The sequence below is a fragment of the Streptomyces sp. LE64 genome (genome assembly GCF_052606915.1).
Genome location: NZ_CP199708.1, coordinates 4,377,364 through 4,401,370, shown reverse-complemented (window position 1 = coordinate 4,401,370; position 24,007 = coordinate 4,377,364). Strand labels below are relative to the sequence as shown.

Here is a 24,007-nt window from a genome sequence, read left to right as displayed (position 1 = left end):
GGTCGCGTGGTGCGGCGGTGCGTTCCGGTGTCCGTGGGCTCACCATTCGACGAGGGCGAATGCGGCGGACATGCCGCCGCCGAATCCCGCGAGGACGACCCGGTCCCCCGGGCGCAGGCGGGCGGCGGCGCGGTCCAGGGTGACCGCCACGGAGGCCGCGCCGGTGTTGCCGTACTGCTCGACCGTGGAGTGGGTCCGCTCGGGCGGGAAGCCGAGTTCCGCGGCGAGCGCCGCCGTGAGCCTGCCGTTGGCCTGGTGCGGCACGAAGTGCACGGGCGCCGCGCCGGACGTCCCGAGGTGGGTGTCCAGGAAGGTCCGCAGCAGGGGGCCGACCCGTGTCTCGACGAAGCGGCGCACCGCCCGCCCGTCCATCGCGAAGTAGTGGAGCCCCTGTGCGAGGGTGGCCGTGGTGGCGGGCGTCCGGGAGCCGCCGGCGGGCACCCGGATCAGGTCCCGTTGCTCGGGGAAGCTGGCGAGCCGGGTCGCGAGGACCCCGCCGCCCCGGACCGGTCCGAGGACCACCGCTCCGGCGCCGTCGCCGAAGAGCACCACGGTGCGCCGGTCGGTGGGGTCGAGCGTGCGGGAGTAGATGTCGGCGCCGATGACGAGGGCGTGGCCCCTGGTGTTCCTGATCAGTCGTTCGGCCGTGGTCAGGGCGAAGACGAAGCCGCTGCACACCGCGTTCAGGTCGAAGGCGGGGACACCGGCCGGCACGCCCAGTTCGGCGGCCACCGCCACGGCGGTCGGGGGCTGCGGCGAGTCCGGCGTGGAGGTCGCGACGAGCACGAGGCAGACGTCGGCGGCGCTCACCCCGGCCCGGTCCAGCGCCCTACGGCCGGCCACCACCGCCAGGTCGGAGGTGGCCTCGTCCGCCTTGGCCCACCGGCGTTCGCGGATGGCGGTCCGCTCCCGTATCCATGCGTCCGTCACTCCGGCCCGGGCTCCGACGTCGTCGTTGGTCACGACGTTGCCGGGCACGCAGGAACCGGTGCCGAGGATTCCGACCGCGCCACCGGCACGGACTGCTGCGACTGCACGACTGTCCATGGTGACTCATTTCAGGTCCTCGCCGCGCGAACGTTCCGGGCGGAGCGGCGCACGGCGTTCGGATACGACAGCTCCGATCGAAAGGTATGCGGCCCGAAGGAGGACATCCACACGTCTCCGGAACAAGTGTCAACTCCGTGGCACCGGCAATCGAAAATGCGGCTCGGGGAAGAACGAGGTGACAAACTCACCGCTTGCCCTGTGACGCCCTTCGACGGAATGCGTAGCGTTGCGCCGAAGTGCCCGGTCGAACCGGGCAATGCCTTTCAGGGGATGTCATGGAGACGAACGACATGGCGGTTTCCGGGGATTCGACGGATCCGGGTCCGGCCTGGGCGCGGGCCATCGACGTGCACCACCACGTCCTTCCGGAATTCTACGTCTCGGAGCTGAGGAGACTCGGGTTCGCGTCCACGCTGCCGGGCGTCGACCGGCCGGCGTGGCACATCGGGACCAGCCTCGACATGATGGACCGCCAGGGCATCCGGGCCGCGGTGGTCAACGTCTGGCCCGGAGTGCCCGCCGTGGACCCGGCCATCGGCGCCCGGTTCGCCCGGCGGGTCAACGAGTTCCTCGCCGAACTGGTCGCCGCGCACCCCGGTCGGCTGGGGGCCTTCGCCGTGCTGCCGCTGCCGCACGTGGACGAATCGATCGCGGAACTCACCTACAGTGCTGACGTGTTGGGGCTGGACGGCGCCGCGCTGGTGACCAACTACGGCGGGGTGTACGTCGGTGATCCCGCGCTGGACGCCTTCCACGCGGAGGCCGCCCGTCGCGGCACGCCGCTCTTCGTCCACCCGACGGCTCCCCCCGTGGCGCAGCCCTCGTTCGACCTGCCCCTGTCGCTCTGCGAGTTCCCGTTCGAGACGGTGCGGCTGGCCGCGCAGCTCCTCTACCACCGCACCCTGGACCGCCATCCCGGGCTGCGCGTCATCCTCTCCCACGGAGGCGGCGGCATCGCCTACTACGCGGCCCGGCTGGCCTGCGGTCCGTTGATCCGCGCCGACCTCGCCGAGCGGCTGCCCGAGGACCCCGTCGGCTACCTGCGGCGCCTCTACGGCGACACGGCCATGATCGGCGATCCGCACGCCTTCCCCTCGGTGCGCGCCTTCGCCGGGGTCGAGCGGCTGCTCGTCGGCTCGGACTTCCCGTTCATGCCCGAGTCGTTCTCCGCCGCGGGCAGTCGTCACGTCGTCGACCGCGGCGGGTTCACCGCGCGGGAACGGGAGTGCATCGAGTTCGGCAACGCCGCCGCGCTCTTCCCCCGATTCGCCACTCACCCGTAGGAGGACCGTCCACATGCTCGCCGATTCCATGGTCACGGCCTATCTCGACCGCATCGCCGCGCAGCGCCCCGCCACCGCCGACCTGGAGGGGCTGCGCGGAATCCAGTCGCGCCACCTGTACTCGGTGCCCTTCGAGAACCTCGGGTACCACCTCGGCGAAGAGATCCACATGGACGAACGCTCCGTCGACAAGGTCGTGATCGAGCGCCGCGGAGGGGGGTGCTACGAGCTCAACCCGGCGCTCTCCCACTTGCTGACGGCGCTCGGCTACGAGGTCTCCCTGATGCCAGGCCGGGTCTGGATCAAGGGCGAGTTGACGGCCCCGCTGTGCCACCTGGCGCTGAAGGTGCGTTTGGAGGGGCGCGCTTGGCTGGTGGACGTCGGCTTCGGACGCAACAGCCGCTTCCCGCTGGACCTGGGGACGCGGGACCCGCAGACCGACCCGCACGGCGAGTACCGGATCGTGCCGGCCGCCGACGGCGGCTCGGACGTGAGCGCGAACGGCGCGCTCCAGTACCGGGTGTACGACGTGCCCTGCTCCGTGGCGGACTTCGGCCCCACGCTGTGGTGGTACCGGACGGCACCGGACTCCCCGTTCCTCCAGAACCTGTTCTGCTCGCTGCCGACGGACGGGGGACGCGTCACGCTGAAGGGCGACCGGTTCACCGAGGTGGTGGGCGACGAGCGGTACACCCGCCGCCTCCTCGACGAGGCGGAGGTGCGCGAGGTCTACGGGAAGCGGTTCGGCATCACGCTGGAACGGCTCCCCGCGACGGACGTCGGCAACGGCACCGTCCGGATGTCGTTCGAGTGAGCTCGGGCCGGCCCCGGCCGCGGGGCCGGCCCGCCCCCGTGCGCGGGGTCCGGTCAGGAGGTGCCGGAGGGGTTGGAGATCACGTAGCGCCAGACCCCGTCGCCGCCCCGGCGGGCGATGTCCGTGGCGGTGCCCTCGACGTGCACGTGGTGGCCGTCGGCCCCGGGGCCGTCGTGGACGTAGTCGTTGATCAACAGGGCCGTGTCGCCCACCACGTAGACGTGGCGCAGCTCCACCCTGATGGGTACCCGGTCGCGGACCACCACCGGGAGCGCGGCGCGCCGTTCCGCCCCGGACGAGGTGCTGCCCGGCTGCCGCACGTGCATCCCCTCGGGGACGAAGAGTTGGTCGAGCAGGGCGACGTCCCGGGCGTTGAAGGCGTCGGCGAACGCGTAGGGGAGGTCGGCCGGATCGACCGGGAGGCCATGGCTCTTTCGCATGTCGGACATGGGGAGAGTAGAGCACCGGAAAGGGCGTCCCCACATCCCGGAGAAGGAATGTCTGTCAGCTTCCGCGGTCGCGCTCGGAGCCGGCCCGGAAGGCGATCGGCGCGCCCCCGCCCTTCTTCCGCATTTCCTCGACCGGATTCCCCGACGCGTTTCCGCCGACGGGGTGCGGGTGAAGCCGAACGGACCTGACAGATCATCGGAACGGAACTGTTTGCACCATTCCGGAACCTGCATGCTGCTGTTGCTCGTGGCACGCCGTCCCGTCCGCACAGGTCGACAAGGAGTGTTTCCCTTGACCCATCTCACGCTGCTCTTCCATTCCCGTAGCGGAAACACCTACCAGCTCGTGGAGAAGGCCGCGAAGACGGCACTGGAGGCGGGCGCCGAGGTCCGGGTGCGCAAGGCAGCCGAACTGCCCGACCCGATGGTCCTGGACCGCCCGGCCTACGACGCGCTGAACGCGGACACGGCCGACGTCCCTCAGGCCGCGCTGGAGGACCTGGTGTGGGCCGACGCCATCATGGTCGGGACGCCGGTCCACTACGGCCTGCCCGCCCCACAGATCATGAACTTCATCGACCACACCGGGCCGGTGGCCATCCCGGGCCGGCTGATGAACAAGGCGGTGTCCGCCTTCGCCTCCGGCTCGATGCCGCACGCGGGCCAACAGGCCGCGATCCTCGCCCTGCACAACGCCTTCTGCCACTGGGGCGCGGTGATCGTGCCGAACGGCTCGGCCGCCGCCGTGCTGCACCAACCGGGGAACGGCGCGCCGTACGGCACCGGCACCATCTCCCGGCACGAGGCGAACAGCGTCACCGAGGACAACCTGGACGCGATCGAGTACCAGACCCTGCGCACGCTCCAGGTGGCCGGCGCGCTGGTCCGGGGCCTGCGCCCCGAACCGAAGATCGCCATGGTGAGCGACGAACGGCTGCGCACCTTCGGCCTGGACGTCTGAGCCGGGGCGGCGACGCATCGTTCCCGTCGCCGTCACGACCGCGCCGCGCAATTCCCTTCTCCGTGGTCCACCGCCCTCGACGTCGGCCGCTTTCGGCCGGTCGCGTGGAATTGACAGACATTCGCTGACCTGACGAACCGGACCACCGCACCCTGTTCGACCCCGCTTCCCCGCGTCAGGGTTGGGCCGTCGTCACCCGCTCGTCTCCCACGTCACCCGAGCACGTCGATCGCCCGAATCCGGTAGGGGCGAAAAAACGCCACCGCCGCCCGTGGAGCGCCACGCGAAAAAACTGGAGCAGGAATTGACCAGGGAATTGCTATCGGTCCCGATGGAAGAAGCACGACAACAGCCCGCCTGGGAGGACCGGGAACAGGTGCGGCGGGTGCGGGGTCTCCTGGCCGCCCGCCCCGGCCTCGTCCACGCCGCCGACGTGCGCGTCCTGCACGCGCAGTTGGCCCTGGTCAGTGCCGGGGCCGCCGAGGTCGTGCAGGCCGGGGACTGCGCCGAGGACCCGGCGGAGTGCGGCACCGCGGCGGTGGCCCGGAAGGCCGCGGTGCTGGACGTCCTCGCCGGCACCCTCAAGCTGGGGGGACGCCGGCCGGTGGTGCGGGTGGGGCGGATCGCGGGCCAGTTCGCCAAGCCCCGCTCCCGGCCGACGGAGACCCGGAACGGCACGGAACTCGCGGTCTTCCGCGGCCACCTGGTCAACGGCCCGGGCCCGGAGGAACGGGCCCCGGACCCCCTGCGCCTGATGAGCGGGTACCGGGCTGCCGGCGACATCCTGACCGGGCTCGGCTGGGGGCACCCGACCCGCGTGGAACGCCCGGTGTGGACGAGCCACGAGGCCCTGGTGCTGGACTACGAACTCCCGCTGGTCCGGGCCACCGGCGACGGCGAACTGCTGCTCGCCTCCACCCACTGGCCGTGGATCGGGGAGCGCACCCGGCAACCGGACGGCCCCCACGTGCGGTTGCTGGCGCAGGTGGTCAACCCGGTGGCCGTCAAGATCGGCCCGCGCATCGAGGCCGCCGAACTCCTGCGGCTGTGCGCCGTCCTCGACCCCGACCGCCGCCCGGGGCGTCTGACCCTGATCGTCCGGATGGGCGCCGGAACGGTGTCGCAGAGGCTCCCCGGGCTGGTGGCCGCGGTGCGTTCCGCGGGACACCCGGTGGTGTGGATGACCGACCCCATGCACGGCAACACCGTCGTCACGCCCGGCGGGCGCAAGACCCGTTACCTGCGGACCCTCCGGAGCGAGGTGCGCGAGTTCCGTGCGGTGCTGCTCGCCGCCGGGGCCTTCCCCGGCGGCGTCCACCTGGAGACCACTCCGGACCGGGTCACCGAGTGCGTGCGCGACGAGCGGGAGGTCGACCTGGTCGAGAAGGACTACACGAGCCTGTGCGACCCCCGGCTCACCGTCGAGCAGGCGGTCGAGGTGCTGAGCGTCTGGGGCGAGGGCGACCCGTCCGCGCCGCACCGCGCGGCGGAAGGACGACCGCGGTGACACCGCGGGGACCGGACACCGACCCGGGGGGCGAGGAGGTGGCCCTCGTGACCGGGGCCGCCGGCGGCATCGGACTCGCCGTGGTCCGCGCCCTGGCCGGCCGGGGCACCCGGGTCGCCGCCGTGGACCGCGAGGCCGACGTGCTGCACGCACGCGTCGACGGGCTGCGCCGCGCCGGCCTTCCGGTGACGGCCCACCCGGCCGACGTTACGGACCCCGCCTCGGTGGGGGCGGTCGTGGCGGCGGTGGAGGAGCGGGTGGGGCCCATCGGGTACCTGGTCAACTCCGCCGGGCTGCTGCGGACCGGGCCGGTGCGCGAGACCAGCGCCCGCGACTGGGCGGACATGTTCGCGGTGAACGCGGGCGGGGTGTTCCACGTGTCCCGCGCCGTGGTGGACCGGATGGTGCCGCGCCGCCGGGGCGCGCTGGTCACCATCGCCTCGAACGCGGCCACGACCCCGCGGGCGGAGATGGCCGGCTACGGCGCGTCCAAGGCTGCGGCGGCCATGTTCACCAAGTCGCTCGGCCTGGAGGTCGCCCGGTACGGCATCCGGTGCAACGTGGTGGCACCCGGGTCGACCGAGACCCCGATGCTCTGGTCGATGTGGCGGGACGAGGAGGGGCGCACCCGGACCCTGCGCGGCGACCCCGACGCCTTCCGGGTGGGAGTCCCGCTCGGCAGGACGGCACAGCCCGAGGACGTCGCGGACGCGGTGCTGTTCCTGCTCTCCGACCGGGCCGGGCACATCACCCTGCACCACCTGACCGTGGACGGCGGCGCCGCCCTGGGCGCCTGAGCCCGACCTGAGAGGACCAACCATGTCCGGGATTCCCCGGATCGCCGGCTACCCACTGCCCGGCGAAGCCGACCTGCCCCCCAACACCGCCCGGTGGACGGTGCGTCCGGACCGTGCGGCGCTCCTCGTGCACGACGTGCAGGAGTACTTCCTGCGGCCCTTCGCCCCCGCCCAGCGCCGGGAGCCGGTGGAGAACGTCGCCCTGCTCCGGGACGGCTGCGCACGCCTCGGCATGCCCGTCGCGTTCACCGCCCAGCCCGGCAGCATGACCCCGCAGCAGCGGGGTCTGCTGAACACCGGCGACGTGCACGCCCTGCGGGGAACGCACTTCGCCGGAGTGCAGTTCCATCCCGAGTCGGTGCTCACCCGCGGCGGCGTGCGGGTCCTCGACACCCTGTTGGCCGACGTCCTCACCGGCGTGCCGCGGCCCGCCCGGGCCTGACCGGACGGGCCGCGGCACCCCGTCGGTCGTCAGCACCACCCGGCCCCGCCCCCGACGCCTCCCGGGGGGGGCGGCCGGTACGACGGCCGGTCAGGTCGCGCACGGCTGAGCTGCCGCGGGCCCGGTCACGGAGGTCGCCGGGGGAACGGGCTCAGCCGGGCGGAGGCGTCCTCGCGGTCCGACACGCCCCGGGTCAGGTCCTGATGTTCCGGTCACTCCTCCGGTCATCTCGCCAACCGGAGATGACCAGTGATGACCGAAGCTGACTGATGAGGTCAGCGGCCGTGGGCGCGGCCCGCTGCGGGGGACGCGCCCACGGCCGCTCCGTGGCGCTCGGCCGGCCCCGCCCTTCCCGGGAGCGGCCCTCGGAGCGCCGGACGCACCGCACCGCCCCCGCCGCCCCGTCCGCCCACGTCCGCGCCGTGCCGGTGCGGGAACCGGCGCTGCGGAAAGGGCGCCCCACCTCGTCGTTCTCCGAGTTCATTACCGGTTCCGCAGAAAATGCTGCGCAGATGACAGGTCTGACCTTGCTCATGACCAGCTGACCGGCGACCCCACTTGCGCCGCATATGGCCCGTGCGTTTGACTTCAAGAAGTCATACATCTACCCGACCGAAATCGAAGCCACCCGCGCATTTCCCGCGACGGGCACCGATCCCGCACCCCGCACTTCGACCACTCCGTGCGGGATCGGAACACTGGGGGATTCATGCAGGAGCACGGCACACGACGGGAACGGACCGAGCGGAAACGTTTCGCCCGAGAGCTCGTGGCGACGTTCCCGGGCGAGGCCCGGAGTCCCTCCTGCCCTCGACCGTCGAGGGACGCCGCCCCCCTTCCGGTCCGCGCCCCGGCCACCGGCGGGGATCACCCCCCACCCCCTAGGAATCCCCTGCCGGGGTGACCCGACCACCACCCCCACCCGCCGGTCCGGCAAGCCCCCGTGCCCGCCCGGCGGACGCCCCCGCCCGTCCGGCGCCCACCCGCACCCGAGCACGGCACCCCGCGCCCGCGGTCGGGGGGACGGCGCGCTCACCGACCGCCGCCCCCCGACCGGGGGCGCGCCGTCGAGCGACCGCCCTCCCGTCCGTACGGGCCCGCTGCACGCCACGGCGCCCCGCGGCGCCGCCGCGGGGCGCCCACCCGTTCCCCGCCCGGAATCCCCCTGCGGGGAAGTCGCCCGATTCCCCTTTCCGAGTGCCGCAATTCCCACCCCCGCACGCCCCCGGAATCCCCAGCCCTTCACCCCAGCCCTTCACCAACGGGCCGCGTCCGCACGGCCCGCCGCAGAAACCCGCGGCCGACCGCCCCTGGAATTCAGTGCACCGCATGACAGGAGGAGTGGTATGCATCTGACGAAAGAAGAGTCCACGCAACTCCGCGCGCAGCACGGCACCGTGCACCGGTCCGTTCCCGACCCGACGCGTCAGGTCGCCATCGACCGGGCCCTGGCGGAGTTGTCACCGGTGGTGTTCAGCGCACTCCCCCGAGCGGACCAGCGGCGCAAGTGCCTGATGTACCTGCGCGGGCTCCTGGGCGCCTCCGGCAGGAAGTCGGTGCGGAACATCGCCGCCTACCTCGGCGACGAGGTCAACGACCAGGGGCTGCACCACTTCATCAACGACTCCACCTGGGAGTGGAACCCGATGCGGGAGGCGCTGGGCCGCCACCTGGTTCGCCGGCAGCCGCCCCGGGCCTGTGTCCTGCACCCCATGGTCATCCCCAAGTCGGGGACCCACTCCGTCGGCGTGACCCGCACGTTCTCCTCGGAGCACGGCCAGGCCGTCACCGCACAGCAGGCGATCGGGGTCTGGGGGGTGTCCCCGCACTCCGCGAGTCCGCTGAACTGGTGGCTGCACCTGCCCTCGCGACTGCACCGCACCGGTCGCCCGGACGCCCTGCCGTCCTCCGTCCGCGCGGCCGCACCGGACCCGGCCCCGGAGGACTCGATGGTGAGCGCCTACCGGGAGACCGCCGCCCGGATGCGCCTCCCGCAACGGCCGGTGATCCTGAACGCGGAACGACTCGACGGCATCAAGATGGTGAGCCGACTCACCGCGGCGGGCCTGCCCCACCTCACCCGGATCGCGAGTGACACCTGGCTGCTGCCCGACGATCCGGCGCTGCCCGGTTGGGGCGAGAACCCGCTCCAGGCGGCGCAGATCGCCCAGTTCGCCAAGAGCCACCGCAGGCAGGTGCCGCGGATCGCCCCCTCCGACCCGGGCACCGTCGAACTCGTCGCCGCCGTACGGGTCCGCCTTCCGGTCGCGTTCGACACCGCCGAACGGGCCCGCGACAGTCGGGACCTGCTCCTACTCGGGGTGGGCCGCGGCGGCATCCGGTGGCCGGACGAACTCTGGCTCTCCGATATGACGACGGCTGACCATGCCGCCCTGGTGCACCTCATCGGGCTCAGCCGTCAGGTGGAGCGGCACGGCGTCGCGCGCGCCGATCGCGTGGGCATCCGGGACTTCGTCGGCCGTTCGTTCGCGGGGTGGCATCGCCACGTCACCCTGGCCTCGGTGGCCTACCTGGCCGCCGAACGGGCCGAACGCGGCCTCGATGCCCCCCGACCCGCCCGCGCCCGCACCCTCCCCCGCACCCCCGCGCAGCGCTCGGTCTCCCCGGGCTGACCCGCCCGCGACGAGCGCGGGCACCTCCCCTTCGGGTGCCCGCCCTCCGACGGGGCGGGCCACCCGGCACGCGCACCGGCCCGAGGGGAGCAGACCCCGAAGGGGCCGGACTCCCCTGGAGCCCGACCCCTTCCGACGTGCACGTCCGCCTCGGTTCCGCACGTACGGCACGGACCGGCTACACGTTGGACCGGAACGTCATACGCAACGCTCTGACCTGTGGAAACGCTCCTCTGGGAGAGAGTATCCAGCACCGATCCAACACAGTGTGGGTTCATCCAGCACATCCAGCACGCGCAGCCACAACACAGAGGCCCGCTCCGCCCCCACCATTGTGTACACATAGGACACTCGGTACGCTTGAGCGCATGACGCAGCCGCTGCCCATAGAGTCCATCCGTGACGTGCGCGCCCACCTGGCGGAGGTCGTGGAGCGCGCGGACCGCGACGATGTACCCACGGTGATCACGCGCCGCGGCAAGGAAGTCGCCGCAGTCGTCTCCATCGAGGTGCTGCGCAAGTACCAGGAGTGGGAAGAGCGCGAAATCAATCGGATCATCGACGAGCGCATGGCAAACCCCGCACCCGGCATCCCGATCGAGGACATCATGAGGGAGACGCTGGCGCGCAGTGAGTGAGTACCGAACCGTCTTCCGCCCCGAGGCGCAGGCCGAACTTCGGAAGATCCCTCGCGACATGGCGCTGCGCATCCTGGCCAAACTGACCGAACTGGAAAGCGACCCGCTCGGCTTCAACACCACCGCACTCGTTTCCCAGCCAGATCGCCGCCGACTGCGGGTCGGCGACTACCGCGTCGTCTACGCGATCGACAACGGGGAACTGGTGGTCTGGGTCGTTCACGTGGGCCACCGGTCCACCGTTTACGACACCTGATTGCTGCTGACCACACGTCAGAATATCCAGCATCCATCCAGCACGGTGATGACGAAGGGGTCGGACTCGACAGAGCCCGACCCCTTCTGACTTGCGCGTTTGACTCAACGCCTAACGTGCAGTATGCGCGCGATCACACATTGAAACGGAACTCCACCACGTCCCCGTCCTGCATCACGTACTCCTTGCCCTCCATGCGGGCCTTGCCCTTCGCGCGGGCCTCGGCGACCGAGCCGGTCTCGACCAGGTCCTCGAAGGAGATGACCTCGGCCTTGATGAAGCCCTTCTGGAAGTCCGTGTGGATCACCCCGGCGGCCTCGGGAGCGGTCGCGCCCTTCTTGATGGTCCAGGCGCGGGCCTCCTTCGGGCCGGCCGTCAGATAGGTCTGGAGGCCCAGGGTGGCGAAGCCGACCCGGGCGAGGGTGGCCAGGCCGGGCTCCTCCTGGCCGACGGACTGGAGGAGTTCGAGGGCCTCCTCCTCGTCCAGCTCCGCGAGGTCCGCCTCCAGCTTGGCGTTCAGGAAGATCGCCTCGGCGGGGGCGACCAGGGCGCGCTGCTCGTCCTTGAAGGCCTCGTCGGTCAGCTCGTCCTCGTCCACGTTGAAGACGTACAGGAACGGCTTGGTGGTGAGCAGGTGCAGGTCGTGCAGCGGCTCGGCGGCCTCGGTGCCCTGGCGGATGCCCGCGGCGAACAGGGTCTGCCCCGACTCCAGGATCTCCTGGGCGGCCTCGACGGCCTTGACCTTCGGCAGGACGTCCTTCTTGATCCGGGACTCCTTCTGGAGCCGGGGCAGGACCTTCTCGATGGTCTGGAGGTCGGCGAGGATCAGCTCGGTGTTGATCGTCTCGATGTCGTCCTTCGGCGAGACCTTGCCGTCGACGTGCACGACGTTCTCGTCCTTGAACGCCCGGATGACCTGGCAGATCGCGTCGGACTCGCGGATGTTGGCGAGGAACTTGTTGCCCAGGCCCTCGCCCTCGCTGGCGCCGCGGACGATGCCCGCGATGTCGACGAAGTCGACGGTCGCCGGGAGCTGGCGCTGCGAGGAGAAGACCTCGGCCAGCTTGCCGAGCCGGGGGTCGGGGACGCCGACCACGCCGACGTTCGGCTCGATCGTGGCGAACGGGTAGTTGGCCGCCAGCACGTCGTTCTTGGTCAGGGCGTTGAACAGGGTCGACTTGCCGACGTTGGGCAGACCGACGATTCCGATCGTGAGCGACACGTTGCGACTTCCCGTACGAGAGGCGTGGGTGGAGGGCCTGGTCTCCCGGTCCCCGGCGGGGTCCCGGTGCGCGGGCCGATCCCACAGTCTACGGGGTGTCGCGCCCGGCCGACGGGGTGGCGGGCGCCGGCTCAGACCGTGCGGCGCCGGGGGCCGGGGGCGCGCTGCGGGGCGGGCCGGCCGCCCCGGCCCGCCGGGGTGCGGCGGGCCCTCGGCGGAGCGGCGGAGCGCGGCGGTGCCGGGGCCCTGCCGGCGGGCGGGGCGGCGGAGCGTTCGGCCCTCGCGGCGCGGACCGCCGCGGCCCGGCGGGCCAGCTGCCGGGCCTTGCGCACGGTCACGACCAGCCCCGCGAGCAGGGTGCCCCCGTACAGCCAGTCCGCGTGCAGGGCGAGGACGGTGAAGACCCCCATGGCCCGGGCCGCGGGGCCCGAGCCCTCGGCGAGGGGAACGGCGCCCACGGCGAACGCGATGGGCACGCAGACCGGTGCGGCGATCAGCTCCGCCGGGCGCACCCACACCGCGGTGAGCGCGCTGAGCAGGAGGAACAGCACCCCGTACACGGTCGTGGAGCCGTCGAACAGGACCTGGGCGAGGCCGCCCAACAGGGCCATCGAGACGATGCAGAACAGGCCGCCGCCGAGTCCGGTCAGCCGCGGGTTGGGCAGGGCGCGCACCCGGCGGACCAGGGGCACGGGGCGACGGGGCGGCCCGCCGCCGGTCCGCCCGCGGGCGGTGGCCCCGCGGCCGTGCGGACCCGCCTGGGGCGGGAGCGGCGCGGGGCGCCGCGAGCGGTTCTGCGGGGGACGCGTCCTGGGTTGTTCCACTGGTCCAACTTAGGTCGGGTTATGTGCTGAGAGGCCAGCGGGACACGCCCTTGAGTCGACCTTGAGGGTGTGTTCGAGGGTGCGCGGCATCACGTCCGACGCGGTGCCGGCCCGGCGGGTGCACCCGCCGGGCCGGGGCGGAATCAACCGGTGCGCCGTTCAGCTTCCACCTCGGCGGCCCGCATGGCCGCTCCGACGATGCCCGCGTTGTTCTCCAGGTGCGCGGGGACGACCTCCGCGCGGATGCCCTCGATCAGCGGCAGGAACTTGTGGGCCTTGCGGCTGACCCCGCCGCCGATGATGAACAGCTCCGGCGAGAACAGCAGCTCCAGGTGGGACAGGTACCGCTGGACCCGGCGGGCCCAGTGCTCCCAGCTCAGGTCGTGGTCGTCCTTGGCCTTGGTGGAGGTGTGCTTCTCGGCGATCTGGCCGCGCAGTTCCAGGTGGCCCAGCTCGGAGTTGGGGATGAGGACCCCGTCGTGGAACAGGGCGCTGCCGATGCCGGTGCCGAAGGTGAGCAGCAGCACGGTGCCGCCCCGTCCCCGGCCGGCGCCGAAGCGCATCTCGGCGACCCCGGCGGCGTCCGCGTCGTTCAGCACGGTCACCGGCAGGCCGAGCCGCTCGGAGAGCAGGGCCCGCGCGTCGACGCCGATCCAGCCCTTGTCGACGTTGGCGGCCGTGCGGACGGTGGCTCCGTCGGTGATCACCCCGGGGTAGGTGATGCCGACGGGGCCCTTCCAGTCGAACTGCTGCACCACCTCGCGTACGCCGTCCGCCACCGCGTCCGGGGTCGCGGGCTGCGGGGTCAGGACCTTGTGCCGCTCGGTCGCGAGGTCGCCACGGTCCAGGTCCACGGGCGCGCCCTTGATGCCCGAGCCGCCGATGTCCACACCGAAGATCTCCATGCGGCCTACGGTACGGCCCGCGGGCGCGGGCCACTCACCGAATGACTGCTCCCGGCCACCGACTCGTCCGTCACACGGTGGGTCGCCGGGCCTCCGCACCCTCGTTGACCAGGGAAGCGGCCTCCGCACGCAGGTCCCGGCGGAGTTCCTTCGGCAGGGAGAAGGTGATCGATTCGTCAGCGGTCTTGACCAGTTCCACGTCCTCGAAGCCGCGCACCGCGAGCCAGGCGAGCACTTCCTCGACCAGGACCTCGGGCACCGAGGCGCCGGAGGTGAGGCCGACCGTGGTGACGCCGTCCAGCCACGCCTCCTCGATCTCGCTGGCGAAGTCGACCAGGTACGAGGCACGGGCGCCGGCCTGGAGGGCCACCTCGACGAGCCGCTTGGAGTTGGAGGAGTTGCGCGAGCCGACCACGATGACCAGGTCGGATTCGGCGCCCATCTGCTTGACGGCGACCTGACGGTTCTGGGTGGCGTAGCAGATGTCGTCGCTGGGCGGCGAGATGAGCTGCGGGAACTTGTCCTTCAGGGCGTCCACGGTCTCCATGGTCTCGTCGACCGAGAGGGTGGTCTGGGAGAGCCAGACCACCTTGGACGGGTCGCGCACCTCGACCTTGGCGACGTCCTCGGGGCCGTCGACCAGGGTGATGTGGTCGGGCGCCTCGCCGGAGGTGCCGATGACCTCCTCGTGGCCCTCGTGTCCGATGAGGAGGATGTCGTAGTCCTCCTGGGCGAACCGGATCGCCTCCTTGTGGACCTTGGTCACCAGGGGGCAGGTGGCGTCGATGGTGGCGAGTCGGCCCTGGGCGGCCTCGTCGTGCACCACGGGGGCGACGCCGTGCGCCGAGAACATGACGATCGAGCCCGGAGGTACCTCGGCCGTCTTCTCGACGAAGATGGCGCCCTTCCGCTCCAGGGTCTGGACGACGTACTTGTTGTGGACGATTTCGTGCCGGACGTAGATCGGGGCCCCGTACTGCTCCAGGGCCTTCTCGACGGCGATCACGGCCCGGTCCACACCGGCGCAGTACCCACGGGGGGCGGCGAGCAGGACCCGGCGGGCTGGCGAAGCAGTCATGTGGACCATCGTACGGCCCGTCCGACAGGTCGCGGAGCGCCCGCTTCGGGAGACTGGGCGTGCCGGAGCACGGCCCCGCGCGCACGGGGGTCGACCGCTCCGGGCGTTCGGTGCGACGGAGGCGGTGCGATGGCCACGGACGGTGCGGCGGGCGGAGGACGGGAGGCGCCGGGCGCGGAGCATGGACTGCGGCGGACCCTCGGCTTCCGGGACCTGGTGGTGTACGGGCTGCTGTTCATCGCCCCGATGGCTCCGGTCGGGGTGTTCGGGGCCCTGGACGCCCGGTCGCACGGGGCGGTCGCGCTGGTCTACGCGGTGGCGACGGTGGCCATGGCGTTCACGGCGTACAGCTACGCGCAGATGGTGCGGGTGGTGCCGCAGGCGGGTTCGGTGTTCGCGTACGCACGGGCGGGGCTCGGGCCGGGGGCCGGGTTCGTCGCCGGGTGGATGGCGATGCTCGACTACCTGTTGATCCCCGCGGTGGCGTACCTGTTCTCCGGAATCGCGATGAACGCGTTGGTCCCGGAGGTGTCGCAGTGGGTGTGGACGGCGCTCGCGGTGGTGGTGACCACCCTGTTGAACCTGTGGGGGGTGCGGGCGGCGGCCCGGGTGGGGTTCGCGGTGCTGGCGATGGAGATCGTGGTCCTCGCGGTGTTCGTGGTGGCCGCGGTGGTGGTGCTGGTCCGGGACGGGGCGCAACGGGGGTGGTGGTCGCCGTTCGCGGGGGACACCGGTTTCGCGTTCTCGGCGGTGCTGGGCGCGGTGTCGGTGGCGGTGCTGTCGTACCTGGGGTTCGATGCGATCGCCTCGTTCGCGGAGGAGGTCACCGGGGGTTCGGCGAAGGTGGCGCGGGCGGTGCTGGTGTGCCTGGTGGTGGCGGGGACGCTGTTCGTGGCGCAGACGTACCTGGCGGCGCTGCTCCAGCCGGTCTCCTCGGCGGAGCTGGCGGCGGAGCCGGGGCGTCAGGGGGCGGCCTTCTACGACGCGGTGGACGCGTCGGTGGGGACGTGGCTGCACGATCTGGTGGCGGTGAGCAAGGCGATCGGTGCGGCGTTCGCGGCCCTGGCCGGGCAGGCGGCGGCGGGGCGGCTGCTGTTCGCGATGGCCCGGGACCGTCGGCTGCCGCGGGGCTTGGCCCGCACCGGGGGCGGGACGCCGCGGGTGGCCCTGGTGGTGGCGGCGGTGATCACCTTGGTCGCCGCGGTGTGGGCGGCGCGGCGGGACGACGGGCTGGACCGGCTGGTGTCGGTGGTGGACGTGGGGGCGTTGGCGGCGTTCACCCTGCTGCACGCCAGTGTCGTCGGCTGGTTCGTGGTGCGACGGCACGGCGGGCCGGTGGTGTGGTGGCGGCACCTGCTGGTGCCGGTGCTGGGGGCGGCGGTGACGGTCGCGGTGATCGTGGAGGCCTCGGGCGTCGCGCAGCTGGTGGGCGCGGTGTGGTTGGCGGTGGGCCTGGTGGTGCTGTGGGTGCAGCGGGGGCGCCCGGACGGTGCGGGGTCCGGAGCCGGCCCGGGGGTCGTCGGGTAGCACCGGTGGGCGCGGGCTCCCGCCTCCGTCGACCGCTTCCGGGCGCTGGGCCCGGGACCGACCCGACCCGACCCGGAGCGGGGCGCGGCCGGTGTCGGCGGGTGCCGATACGCTCGGCGCATGGCTGTCACCACGTCCGCGGAGAACCCGCTGCCCGTCGGCGATGTGTCCCGTCTGATCGGCGGGTGGATCGACCGCTTGGGCGCGGTCTGGGTGGAGGGCCAGATCACCCAGATCTCGCGCCGGCCGGGGGCCGGGGTGGTGTTCCTGACCCTGCGGGACCCCTCGCACGACGTGTCGGTCGGGGTCACCTGCTTCCGTCAGGTCTTCGACGCGGTGGCGGACGTGGTCGCGGAGGGGGCGCGGGTGGTGGTGCTGGCCAAGCCGGAGTGGTACGCGCCGCGGGGTCAGCTCTCGCTGCGGGCGACGGAGCTGCGCCCGGTCGGCACGGGCGAGTTGCTGGTGCGGCTGGAGCGGTTGCGGAAGTCGCTGGCCGCGGAGGGGCTGTTCGCGGCGGACCGCAAGCGGCCGCTGCCGTTCCTGCCGCAGCTGATCGGGCTGGTGTGCGGGCGGGCGTCGGCGGCCGAGCGGGACGTGTTGGAGAACGCCCGGCACCGTTGGCCGGCGGTGCGCTTCGAGGTGCGCAACGTCCCGGTGCAGGGGGTGCACGCGGTGCCCCAGGTGGTGCGGGCGGTCCAGGAGCTGGACGCGCGGGACGAGGTCGACGTGATCGTGGTGGCCCGGGGCGGCGGCAGCGTGGAGGACCTGTTGCCGTTCTCGGACGAGGAGCTGGTCCGGGCGGTGGCCGCGTGCCGGACGCCGGTGGTGTCGGCGATCGGGCACGAGCCGGACCGGCCGCTGTTGGACCTGGTGGCCGATCTGCGGGCGTCCACGCCCACGGACGCGGCGAAGAAGGTGGTGCCGGACGTGGGCGAGGAGGCGGAGCGGGTCCGGATGTTGCGGGACCGGGCCAGGCGGGCGGTCGGGGCGTTCGTCGAGCGGGAGGAGCGGGGGCTCGCCCATGCCCTGCGACGCCCGGTGATGGAGGATCCGCACCGGATGGTCGAGGAGCGGGAGGCGCAGGTCACGGCCCTGCTGGACCGGTCACGGCGGACCCTGGGGCATCTGTTGGACCGCGGTCTGTCGGAGGTGACGCACACCCACGCACGGGTGGTGTCCCTCTCCCCCGCCGCGACGCTGGAGCGGGGGTACGCGGTGCTCCAGCGGGCGGACGGCCAGGTGGTGCGGACGCCGCGCGAGGCGCCGGACGGGGCGGTGCTGCGGGCCCGGGTCGCCGAGGGCGAGCTGTCGGTGCGGGTCACCTCCGGGCCGGACGGGACGGCGGATGCCGACGGGTGAGACGGGCACGGGCCGGGAGGACGGACGGGCGGATGATGCGGACGACACGGGAGCACGAGGTGGGGCGATGAGCGGGACGGACGGGAGCGGGCTCGGGTACGAGCAGGCCAGGGACGAGTTGATCGAGGTGGTGCGCCGGTTGGAGACCGGCGGCATCCCCCTGGAGGAGTCGCTCGCCCTGTGGGAGCGGGGCGAGGAGCTGGCCCGGGTGTGTCGCCGCTGGCTGGAGGGCGCACGGGCCCGACTGGACGCGGCGCTGGCCGAGGAGGACGGCCCGGGCGGGTCCTGACCGCCGCGCGGGGGCGGGCGCACGGGCGCGGGGACGGAGGGTCGCGGGTCGTCACGGTCCGATGATTGTTGAAAGTTCAATCTCAACGGGCTAAGCTGTCCCCGATTCCGGGAGGGTCGCCCCACGCTGACCCTCCACCCCGTTTGCGAAGGTTTACATGTCTCTCGTACTGGACCCCACTGCCCAGGACCTCCTCTTCCGCGAGGCCCGCACCGCGAACACCTTCACCGACGACCCGGTGACCGAGGAGCAGGTGCAGGCGATCTACGACCTGGTCAAGTTCGGCCCGACCGCCTTCAACCAGTCCCCGCTGCGGGTGGTCCTGGTCCGCTCCGCCGAGGCCCGCGCCCGGCTGCTCCCCCACATGTCGGAGGGCAACCGCGCGAAGACCGGTACCGCCCCGCTGGTCGCGGTCCTCGCCGCGGACAACGAGTTCCACGAGGAGTTGCCGGCACTGCTCCCCCACTTCCCGCAGGCGAAGGACTTCTTCGCGGACCGTCCGGTCCGCGAGGGCAGCGCGGGGATCAACGCCGCGCTCCAGGCCGCGTACTTCATCATCGGCGTCCGCGCCGCCGGCCTCGCCGCCGGCCCGATGACGGGCTTCGACCCCGCAGGCGTGCAGCAGGAGTTCCTGGACGCCGACCACACCCCGCTGATGGTGGTCAACATCGGCCGCCCCGGCCCGGACGCCTGGTACCCGCGCTCCCCGCGACTCGACTTCGCACAGGTCGTCACCACGGTCTGAGCAGGGTCGGGGCTCGCCCCGCACCACCCGAACGGGGCCCGGCGGATGTCCGCCGGGCCCCGTTCGCGCATGCTGGGGTGAGGCACTCAGCCGGTGCCGAGCGCCTGCGCCATCATCGTCAGCCGGGTGAAGGAGGCGGAGCCCATGACCACCGTGGTGGCCCCGTCCTCGGTGCGCACCAGGGCGTCGTACCGCTCGCCCTCGAACTTCTGCCAGGCCCGGCCGTCGACGTCCTGGGCGGCGCCGGTGTCCCTCGCGCCGCGGGTGACCCGGTCCACGAAGGCGCTCGGCTTCTCGGTGGACTGCTCCACGGCCACGTACTTCTCGTCCGGCGTGCGGAAGCCGAGGTGCCAGTGGGCGGACTCGGCCCCCCGGTAGCGCACGGAGGTGGGCTTCCACTCCTCGGAGAGCCCCTGCGGCGCGACCACCGGATAGGGCGCGGCCCGGCGGGCGGTGATCAGCTCGACGCGGTAGTCGACCGGCTTGAGCACCGGGTCCCGGTCCCCGTCGTGGGGGAGGAACAGCCACACGAATCCCGCGAGGAGCACCGTCACCGAGAGGGACAGCATCATGTTCCGTACGTTCTGCTTGCCGAGCCGGCTGTTTCCTGCCACCCGCCCATCGTCGCAGGTGCCCTCCCCGGTCACGGCACCGACCCCGCACCGGTGGCGAGCAGGCCTCCCGAGGGCGCTCGGGTGCTCATGCGTGGACCCCCCTGCTCATTAGTGGTGACCTGCGGATAGAGTCGGACCACCCTCATCCGGCCGTCGTCGTATCAGAAAGGTGCGCCTCGATGACCGAACACCACCAACTTCCGACCGAACTCGAAGTCCCCGCCGAGGCTCCGGACCGCAACCTGGCCCTGGAACTCGTCCGGGTGACCGAGGCCGCGGCCATGGCCGCGGGCCGCTGGGTCGGGCGCGGCGACAAGAACGGCGCCGACGGCGCGGCCGTGCGGGCCATGCGGGCCCTCGTCTCCACCGTCTCGATGGACGGCGTCGTCGTCATCGGGGAGGGCGAGAAGGACGAGGCCCCGATGCTCTTCAACGGCGAGCGGGTCGGCGACGGCACCGGCGCCGAGTGCGACATCGCCGTCGACCCGATCGACGGGACCTCGCTCACCGCCAAGGGCATGCCCAACGCGGTGGCGGTGCTCGCCGCCGCGGACCGGGGCGCGATGTTCGACCCGTCCGCCGTGTTCTACATGGACAAGCTGGTGACCGGCCCCGAGGCCGCCGACTTCGTGGACATCGACGCCCCGGTGGCCGTGAACGTCCGCCGGGTCGCCAAGGCCAAGCGCTCCTCGCCCGAGGACGTGACCGTGGTCATCCTGGACCGGCCGCGCCACGAGGGCATCATCAAGGAGATCCGGGAGACGGGCGCCCGGATCAAGCTGATCTCGGACGGTGACGTGGCGGGCTCGGTGCTCGCCGTCCGCGAGGGCACCGGGGTGGACCTGCTGCTCGGCATCGGCGGCACCCCCGAGGGCATCATCTCGGCCTGTGCGATGAAGTGCCTGGGCGGCACCATCCAGGGCAAGTTGTGGCCCCGCGACGAGGAGGAGCGCGAGCGGGCGATCGCCGCCGGGCACGACCTCGACCGGGTGCTGTACACCGACGACCTGGTCTCCGGCGACAACGTGTTCTTCGTGGCCACCGGCATCACCGACGGCGAACTGCTGCGCGGGGTGCGCTACCGCTCCGAGACGGCGACGACCTCGTCCCTGGTGATGCGCTCCAAGTCCGGCACCATCCGTCAGATCGACTCGGTGCACCGGTTGGCGAAGCTGCGCGCGTACAGCGCCATCGACTTCGACCGCGCGAAGTAACCCCCGTACCACCACGGCTACGGCCGTGGCTCCCGGTACGACGACGGGGGCGCCCTGCTGTGCGGAAGGGCACCCCCGTCGTTCGTACGTACACGTGTACGAGGTCAGGAGCGGGGCCGCACGGTCAGCCGGCCGCCGCGACGGGGCCCCGGGCCGTCTTCTGCAACTCCATCTCGCGCCGCCGCTTGCGGGCGAGCACCACCCGGCGCTCGGCGGCGGTCAGCCCGCCCCACACCCCGTACGGCTCGGGCTGGAGCAGTGCGTGATCACGGCACTCGATCATCACCGGACACCGCGCGCACACCCGCTTCGCGGCTTCCTCCCGGGCGAGCCTGGCCGCCGTGGGCTCCTTGGACGGCGCGAAGAAGAGCCCCGCCTCGTCCCGCCGACACACCGCCTCCGTGTGCCACGGGGAGTCCTGATCCCGATCCTGTGCTGGCTGCCGCTGCGGTGGAACGTCGGCGACCTGCAGGTTCTGATGCGGCGGATGCAGCACGATCTACTCCTGACGACGACTTCGCGAGGGAGCGGCGATGCAGCAAGCCCTACCCGCTGTGCGTGCTCCTATGCACTGAGTCCCCGCCGAGGGCCGTTCTCGGACACCTCCACCCTGTTTCCAGCCATCGGTCGCCGCCGTTTCCAGCCGGGTCGCGCTCCCGGGTCCGCGCCGCCGGGGCGGGGCGTCAGAGACCGAGGTGCTTGCGCAACCGATCCGAAGCGCCGACCGACTTCAGGGCGTTGACCAGGCGCTTCCCCTTGCGGGCCTTCGCCTCGATGTTGCCGAGCACGGAGATGCCGTCCACGTAGACCACGGGCGCGCCCGCCTCCGTGGAGTCGAGGGTGTCCACCTCGAAGTTGCCCAGCACGCCGCCCCCGTTGCCGCGCAGGGAGACGTTCTCCGGCACGAGGATCTCGACGTTGCCGAAGATGCTGACCGCTTTGATCGCGATGTGCGGGTGCTCGAACACCGCCTCGCTCAGATCGATCTCGACGGTCCCGAAGATCGCGTAGGCGTGCGTCCGCAGCGAGACCCGCCAACGGCCGCGCCGACTGCTGCTGCTGAACACCGCCACGAGGTTCTCGTCCGGGGCGGGCGGGATCGAACCCGCGGCGGGCCGGGAGGGAACCGGGTGCACCGGCGTCCCGGGGGCGAACGGTGCGTCCGGGGCCGCGGGCAGGTCCCGGACGTAGGGCTCCAGTTCTGCCACCGTCTTGGCCCGGTACACCCCCTCCACGCGCTCCGCGTGCTCCTCGGCGGTCAGGCGCCCCTCCGCGAGCGCCTCCCGGAGGATGTCGGCGACCCGGTCGCGATCGGCGTCCGAGGCGCGCAGGCCCACGGGCGTCGACGGGGTCGTTTCCTGGGCGGCGGGGCGCTTTTCGAGGTCCACCACGCCAGGTTACCCAGACGCGATAGATCGCGACCAGGGGGGTGACGTGCCCGGAACGGCACGGACCTGCGGAGACCGCGGAGGACGTGCACCGGCAAGGACACGGACGCCTCCACCCCCGGACGGGTTGCCCGGGGCCGCGGATTACGCTGAACGGTGCGCCGCCGACGGAAGGGGGCGCTCAGAGCCGCTGAGTGAGGAATGGGCGCCATGCCAGAGTTTGCGTACTCCGATCTGCTCCCCCTGGGAGAGGACACCACGCCGTACCGCCTGGTGACCGCCGAGGGGGTGTCCACCTTCGAGGCGGACGGGCGCACGTTCCTGAAGGTGGAGCCGGAGGCGCTGCGCAAGCTGGCCGCCGAGGCGATCCACGACATCCAGCACTACCTGCGCCCCGCGCACCTCGCCCAGCTCCGGCGGATCATCGACGACCCGGCCGCCTCCGCCAACGACAAGTTCGTGGCGCTGGACCTGCTGAAGAACGCGAACATCGCCGCCGCCGGGGTGCTCCCCATGTGCCAGGACACCGGCACGGCCATCGTCATGGGCAAGCGCGGGCAGAACGTCCTCACCGGGGGCCGCGACGAGGAGGCCCTCTCCCGGGGCATCTACGACGCGTACACCAAGCTGAACCTGCGGTACTCCCAGATGGCCCCGCTGACCATGTGGGAGGAGAAGAACACCGGCTCCAACCTGCCCGCGCAGATCGAGCTGTACGCGACCGACGGCGGGGCGTACAAGTTCCTGTTCATGGCGAAGGGCGGCGGCTCGGCCAACAAGTCGTTCCTGTACCAGGAGACCAAGGCCGTCCTGAACGAGACCTCCATGATGAAGTTCCTGGAGGAGAAGATCCGTTCCCTCGGTACGGCCGCCTGCCCGCCCTACCACCTGGCCATCGTGGTCGGCGGCACCTCCGCCGAGTTCGCGCTGAAGACCGCCAAGTACGCCTCCGCCCACTACCTGGACGAGCTGCCCTCCGAGGGCTCGCCGCTGGGCCACGGCTTCCGGGACGAGGAGCTGGAGCAGAAGGTCTTCGAGCTGACCCAGCGCATCGGCATCGGCGCGCAGTTCGGCGGCAAGTACTTCTGCCACGACGTGCGCGTGGTGCGGCTGCCGCGGCACGGCGCCTCGCTGCCGGTCGCCATCGCCGTCTCCTGCTCGGCCGACCGACAGGCCGTCGCGAAGATCACCGCGGAGGGCGTGTTCCTGGAGCAGCTGGAGACCGACCCGGCGCGGTTCCTGCCCGACACCACCGAGGCGCACCTGGCGGAGTCCGGTGACGTGGTCCGCATCGACCTCAACCAGCCGATGGACGACATCCTCGCCGAGCTGACCAAGTACCCGGTCAAGACCCGGCTGTCGCTCTCCGGCCCGCTGGTCGTGGCCCGGGACATCGCCCACGCCAAGATCAAGGAGCGGCTGGACGCGGGCGAGGGCGTGCCGCAGTACCTGCGCGACCACCCCGTCTACTACGCGGGCCCCGCCAAGACCCCCGAGGGCTACGCCTCCGGCTCCTTCGGCCCCACCACCGCCGGCCGCATGGACAGCTACGTCGAGCAGTTCCAGGCCGCGGGCGGCTCCAAGGTCATGCTGGCCAAGGGCAACCGCTCGCAGCAGGTCACCGACGCCTGCGGCGCCCACGGCGGCTTCTACCTCGGCTCCATCGGCGGCCCGGCCGCCCGCCTCGCCCAGGACTGCATCAAGAAGGTCGAGGTGGTGGAGTACGAGGAGCTGGGCATGGAGGCGGTCTGGCGCATCGAGGTCGAGGACTTCCCCGCCTTCATCGTGGTGGACGACAAGGGCAACGACTTCTTCAAGGACCCCGCCCCCGCCCCCACCTTCACCAGCATCCCGGTCCGGGGCCCCGGGCTGTAGCCGGATCCCCGCCGTCCGCACCGCCCCCGACGCGCCCCGCGCCGGGGGCGGTGCGCGGACACCCTGACGGCCGGGACGTAAGGGACGGAACGCGCCAGGAGGGGAATAGCGGGGGACGAGCAGCCGCTCACCCAACG

Annotated in this window: 24 protein-coding genes; 15 read left to right on the top strand and 9 right to left on the bottom strand. The window is 72.2% G+C overall.

Annotation, left to right across the window (positions count from 1 at the left end; all coding sequences use genetic code 11):
* Positions 1-39: 39 nt before the first annotated feature.
* A complete protein-coding gene (locus tag ACSMX9_RS19935) occupies positions 40-1,047 on the bottom strand; it encodes a 3-oxoacyl-ACP synthase III family protein (protein ID WP_445395708.1) in 1,008 nt (335 codons plus the stop codon).
* Positions 1,048-1,325: 278 nt separating this feature from the next.
* Here ACSMX9_RS19935 and ACSMX9_RS19930 point away from each other — a divergent pair, with 278 nt between their 5' ends.
* Positions 1,326-2,333 (top strand): amidohydrolase family protein, encoded by a 1,008-nt coding sequence (locus ACSMX9_RS19930; protein ID WP_445395706.1) that lies wholly within the window; start codon positions 1,326-1,328, stop codon positions 2,331-2,333.
* A gap of 13 nt (positions 2,334-2,346) precedes the next feature.
* Positions 2,347-3,147, top strand: coding sequence for an arylamine N-acetyltransferase family protein (locus ACSMX9_RS19925; protein ID WP_445395704.1), 801 nt, complete (start codon positions 2,347-2,349; stop codon positions 3,145-3,147).
* A 53-nt stretch (positions 3,148-3,200) separates the two neighbouring features.
* Here the strand turns inward: ACSMX9_RS19925 and ACSMX9_RS19920 are convergent, their stop codons facing one another.
* The gene (locus ACSMX9_RS19920) at positions 3,201-3,596 is read right to left on the bottom strand and encodes a YybH family protein (RefSeq protein WP_445395702.1); all 396 of its coding nucleotides are present in this window, start codon (positions 3,594-3,596) and stop codon (positions 3,201-3,203) included.
* A 292-nt stretch (positions 3,597-3,888) separates the two neighbouring features.
* On the opposite strand from ACSMX9_RS19920, the gene ACSMX9_RS19915 reads away from it, so the two are divergent.
* The 7 genes from ACSMX9_RS19915 to ACSMX9_RS19885 all read left to right on the top strand — a co-directional run bounded on the left by ACSMX9_RS19915 (position 3,889) and on the right by ACSMX9_RS19885 (position 10,830).
* Positions 3,889-4,557, top strand: a complete 669-nt coding sequence (locus tag ACSMX9_RS19915) for a flavodoxin family protein (RefSeq protein ID WP_445395700.1) — start codon at positions 3,889-3,891, stop codon at positions 4,555-4,557.
* Positions 4,558-4,861: 304 nt separating this feature from the next.
* The gene (locus tag ACSMX9_RS19910) at positions 4,862-6,064 is read left to right on the top strand and encodes a 3-deoxy-7-phosphoheptulonate synthase (protein WP_445395698.1); all 1,203 of its coding nucleotides are present in this window, start codon (positions 4,862-4,864) and stop codon (positions 6,062-6,064) included.
* The gene (locus ACSMX9_RS19905) at positions 6,061-6,861 is read left to right on the top strand and encodes a 2,3-dihydro-2,3-dihydroxybenzoate dehydrogenase (RefSeq protein ID WP_445395696.1); all 801 of its coding nucleotides are present in this window, start codon (positions 6,061-6,063) and stop codon (positions 6,859-6,861) included. Before ACSMX9_RS19910 ends, ACSMX9_RS19905 begins: the two co-directional genes overlap by 4 nt.
* 22 nt (positions 6,862-6,883) lie before the next feature.
* Complete coding sequence (locus ACSMX9_RS19900; RefSeq protein WP_445395694.1) at positions 6,884-7,303, top strand: isochorismatase family protein; 420 nt, start codon at positions 6,884-6,886, stop codon at positions 7,301-7,303.
* 1,346 nt (positions 7,304-8,649) lie between these two features.
* Positions 8,650-9,936: an IS701 family transposase gene (locus ACSMX9_RS19895; RefSeq protein ID WP_445395692.1), complete on the top strand. Its 1,287-nt coding sequence runs from the start codon at positions 8,650-8,652 to the stop codon at positions 9,934-9,936.
* Positions 9,937-10,304: 368 nt separating this feature from the next.
* Positions 10,305-10,574, top strand: a complete 270-nt coding sequence (locus tag ACSMX9_RS19890; RefSeq protein ID WP_007266282.1) for a type II toxin-antitoxin system Phd/YefM family antitoxin — start codon at positions 10,305-10,307, stop codon at positions 10,572-10,574.
* Positions 10,567-10,830 (top strand): type II toxin-antitoxin system RelE family toxin, encoded by a 264-nt coding sequence (locus tag ACSMX9_RS19885; protein ID WP_445395690.1) that lies wholly within the window; start codon positions 10,567-10,569, stop codon positions 10,828-10,830. The genes ACSMX9_RS19890 and ACSMX9_RS19885 overlap by 8 nt, the downstream gene beginning before the upstream one ends.
* Positions 10,831-10,963: 133 nt before the next feature.
* Here the strand turns inward: ACSMX9_RS19885 and ychF are convergent, their stop codons facing one another.
* The 4 genes from ychF to ACSMX9_RS19865 form a co-directional block, all read right to left on the bottom strand.
* The gene (gene ychF / locus ACSMX9_RS19880) at positions 10,964-12,052 is read right to left on the bottom strand and encodes a redox-regulated ATPase YchF (RefSeq protein WP_366117339.1); all 1,089 of its coding nucleotides are present in this window, start codon (positions 12,050-12,052) and stop codon (positions 10,964-10,966) included.
* 131 nt (positions 12,053-12,183) lie between these two features.
* Positions 12,184-12,876 carry a DUF6542 domain-containing protein gene (locus ACSMX9_RS19875; RefSeq protein WP_445395688.1) on the bottom strand — a complete coding sequence of 231 codons (693 nt, stop codon included), beginning with the start codon at positions 12,874-12,876 and terminating at the stop codon, positions 12,184-12,186.
* Between the two features lie 143 nt (positions 12,877-13,019).
* On the bottom strand, positions 13,020-13,781 hold the full coding sequence (gene ppgK, locus ACSMX9_RS19870) for a polyphosphate--glucose phosphotransferase (RefSeq protein WP_351240725.1): 762 nt from the start codon (positions 13,779-13,781) through the stop codon (positions 13,020-13,022).
* A gap of 70 nt (positions 13,782-13,851) precedes the next feature.
* Positions 13,852-14,868 (bottom strand): 4-hydroxy-3-methylbut-2-enyl diphosphate reductase, encoded by a 1,017-nt coding sequence (locus ACSMX9_RS19865; protein ID WP_366117337.1) that lies wholly within the window; start codon positions 14,866-14,868, stop codon positions 13,852-13,854.
* Positions 14,869-14,988: 120 nt separating this feature from the next.
* On the opposite strand from ACSMX9_RS19865, the gene ACSMX9_RS19860 reads away from it, so the two are divergent.
* The 4 genes from ACSMX9_RS19860 to ACSMX9_RS19845 all read left to right on the top strand — a co-directional run bounded on the left by ACSMX9_RS19860 (position 14,989) and on the right by ACSMX9_RS19845 (position 18,779).
* A complete protein-coding gene (locus ACSMX9_RS19860; protein ID WP_445395686.1) occupies positions 14,989-16,386 on the top strand; it encodes an APC family permease in 1,398 nt (465 codons plus the stop codon).
* Between the two features lie 120 nt (positions 16,387-16,506).
* Positions 16,507-17,745: an exodeoxyribonuclease VII large subunit gene (gene xseA, locus ACSMX9_RS19855; RefSeq protein ID WP_445395684.1), complete on the top strand. Its 1,239-nt coding sequence runs from the start codon at positions 16,507-16,509 to the stop codon at positions 17,743-17,745.
* A gap of 67 nt (positions 17,746-17,812) precedes the next feature.
* Positions 17,813-18,034, top strand: a complete 222-nt coding sequence (locus tag ACSMX9_RS19850; protein WP_351240717.1) for an exodeoxyribonuclease VII small subunit — start codon at positions 17,813-17,815, stop codon at positions 18,032-18,034.
* 157 nt (positions 18,035-18,191) lie between these two features.
* Positions 18,192-18,779 (top strand): malonic semialdehyde reductase, encoded by a 588-nt coding sequence (locus tag ACSMX9_RS19845; RefSeq protein ID WP_445395682.1) that lies wholly within the window; start codon positions 18,192-18,194, stop codon positions 18,777-18,779.
* An 86-nt stretch (positions 18,780-18,865) separates the two neighbouring features.
* Here ACSMX9_RS19845 and ACSMX9_RS19840 read toward each other — a convergent pair whose 3' ends face one another.
* A complete protein-coding gene (locus ACSMX9_RS19840; RefSeq protein ID WP_445395680.1) occupies positions 18,866-19,393 on the bottom strand; it encodes a DUF4245 domain-containing protein in 528 nt (175 codons plus the stop codon).
* 179 nt (positions 19,394-19,572) lie between these two features.
* Here ACSMX9_RS19840 and glpX point away from each other — a divergent pair, with 179 nt between their 5' ends.
* On the top strand, positions 19,573-20,607 hold the full coding sequence (gene glpX / locus ACSMX9_RS19835) for a class II fructose-bisphosphatase (RefSeq protein ID WP_366117333.1): 1,035 nt from the start codon (positions 19,573-19,575) through the stop codon (positions 20,605-20,607).
* 124 nt (positions 20,608-20,731) lie between these two features.
* Here glpX and ACSMX9_RS19830 read toward each other — a convergent pair whose 3' ends face one another.
* Positions 20,732-21,103 (bottom strand): WhiB family transcriptional regulator, encoded by a 372-nt coding sequence (locus tag ACSMX9_RS19830; protein ID WP_351240709.1) that lies wholly within the window; start codon positions 21,101-21,103, stop codon positions 20,732-20,734.
* Between the two features lie 187 nt (positions 21,104-21,290).
* Positions 21,291-21,995, bottom strand: coding sequence for a DUF1707 SHOCT-like domain-containing protein (locus ACSMX9_RS19825; protein ID WP_445395678.1), 705 nt, complete (start codon positions 21,993-21,995; stop codon positions 21,291-21,293).
* Between the two features lie 210 nt (positions 21,996-22,205).
* Here ACSMX9_RS19825 and ACSMX9_RS19820 point away from each other — a divergent pair, with 210 nt between their 5' ends.
* On the top strand, positions 22,206-23,870 hold the full coding sequence (locus ACSMX9_RS19820; RefSeq protein ID WP_445395676.1) for a fumarate hydratase: 1,665 nt from the start codon (positions 22,206-22,208) through the stop codon (positions 23,868-23,870).
* The last annotated feature ends 137 nt before the right edge of the window (positions 23,871-24,007 follow it).

Coding starts and splice junctions, on each gene's coding strand:
- ACSMX9_RS19935 (WP_445395708.1), bottom strand. CDS start 1,047: ATGGACAGTCGTGCAGTCGCAGCAGTCCGTGCCGGTGGCGCGGTCGGA.
- ACSMX9_RS19930 (WP_445395706.1), top strand. CDS start 1,326: ATGGAGACGAACGACATGGCGGTTTCCGGGGATTCGACGGATCCGGGT.
- ACSMX9_RS19925 (WP_445395704.1), top strand. CDS start 2,347: ATGCTCGCCGATTCCATGGTCACGGCCTATCTCGACCGCATCGCCGCG.
- ACSMX9_RS19920 (WP_445395702.1), bottom strand. CDS start 3,596: ATGTCCGACATGCGAAAGAGCCATGGCCTCCCGGTCGATCCGGCCGAC.
- ACSMX9_RS19900 (WP_445395694.1), top strand. CDS start 6,884: ATGTCCGGGATTCCCCGGATCGCCGGCTACCCACTGCCCGGCGAAGCC.
- ACSMX9_RS19895 (WP_445395692.1), top strand. CDS start 8,650: ATGCATCTGACGAAAGAAGAGTCCACGCAACTCCGCGCGCAGCACGGC.
- ACSMX9_RS19890 (WP_007266282.1), top strand. CDS start 10,305: ATGACGCAGCCGCTGCCCATAGAGTCCATCCGTGACGTGCGCGCCCAC.
- ppgK (WP_351240725.1), bottom strand. CDS start 13,781: ATGGAGATCTTCGGTGTGGACATCGGCGGCTCGGGCATCAAGGGCGCG.
- ACSMX9_RS19865 (WP_366117337.1), bottom strand. CDS start 14,868: ATGGTCCACATGACTGCTTCGCCAGCCCGCCGGGTCCTGCTCGCCGCC.
- ACSMX9_RS19860 (WP_445395686.1), top strand. CDS start 14,989: ATGGCCACGGACGGTGCGGCGGGCGGAGGACGGGAGGCGCCGGGCGCG.
- xseA (WP_445395684.1), top strand. CDS start 16,507: ATGGCTGTCACCACGTCCGCGGAGAACCCGCTGCCCGTCGGCGATGTG.
- ACSMX9_RS19850 (WP_351240717.1), top strand. CDS start 17,813: ATGAGCGGGACGGACGGGAGCGGGCTCGGGTACGAGCAGGCCAGGGAC.
- ACSMX9_RS19845 (WP_445395682.1), top strand. CDS start 18,192: ATGTCTCTCGTACTGGACCCCACTGCCCAGGACCTCCTCTTCCGCGAG.
- glpX (WP_366117333.1), top strand. CDS start 19,573: ATGACCGAACACCACCAACTTCCGACCGAACTCGAAGTCCCCGCCGAG.
- ACSMX9_RS19820 (WP_445395676.1), top strand. CDS start 22,206: ATGCCAGAGTTTGCGTACTCCGATCTGCTCCCCCTGGGAGAGGACACC.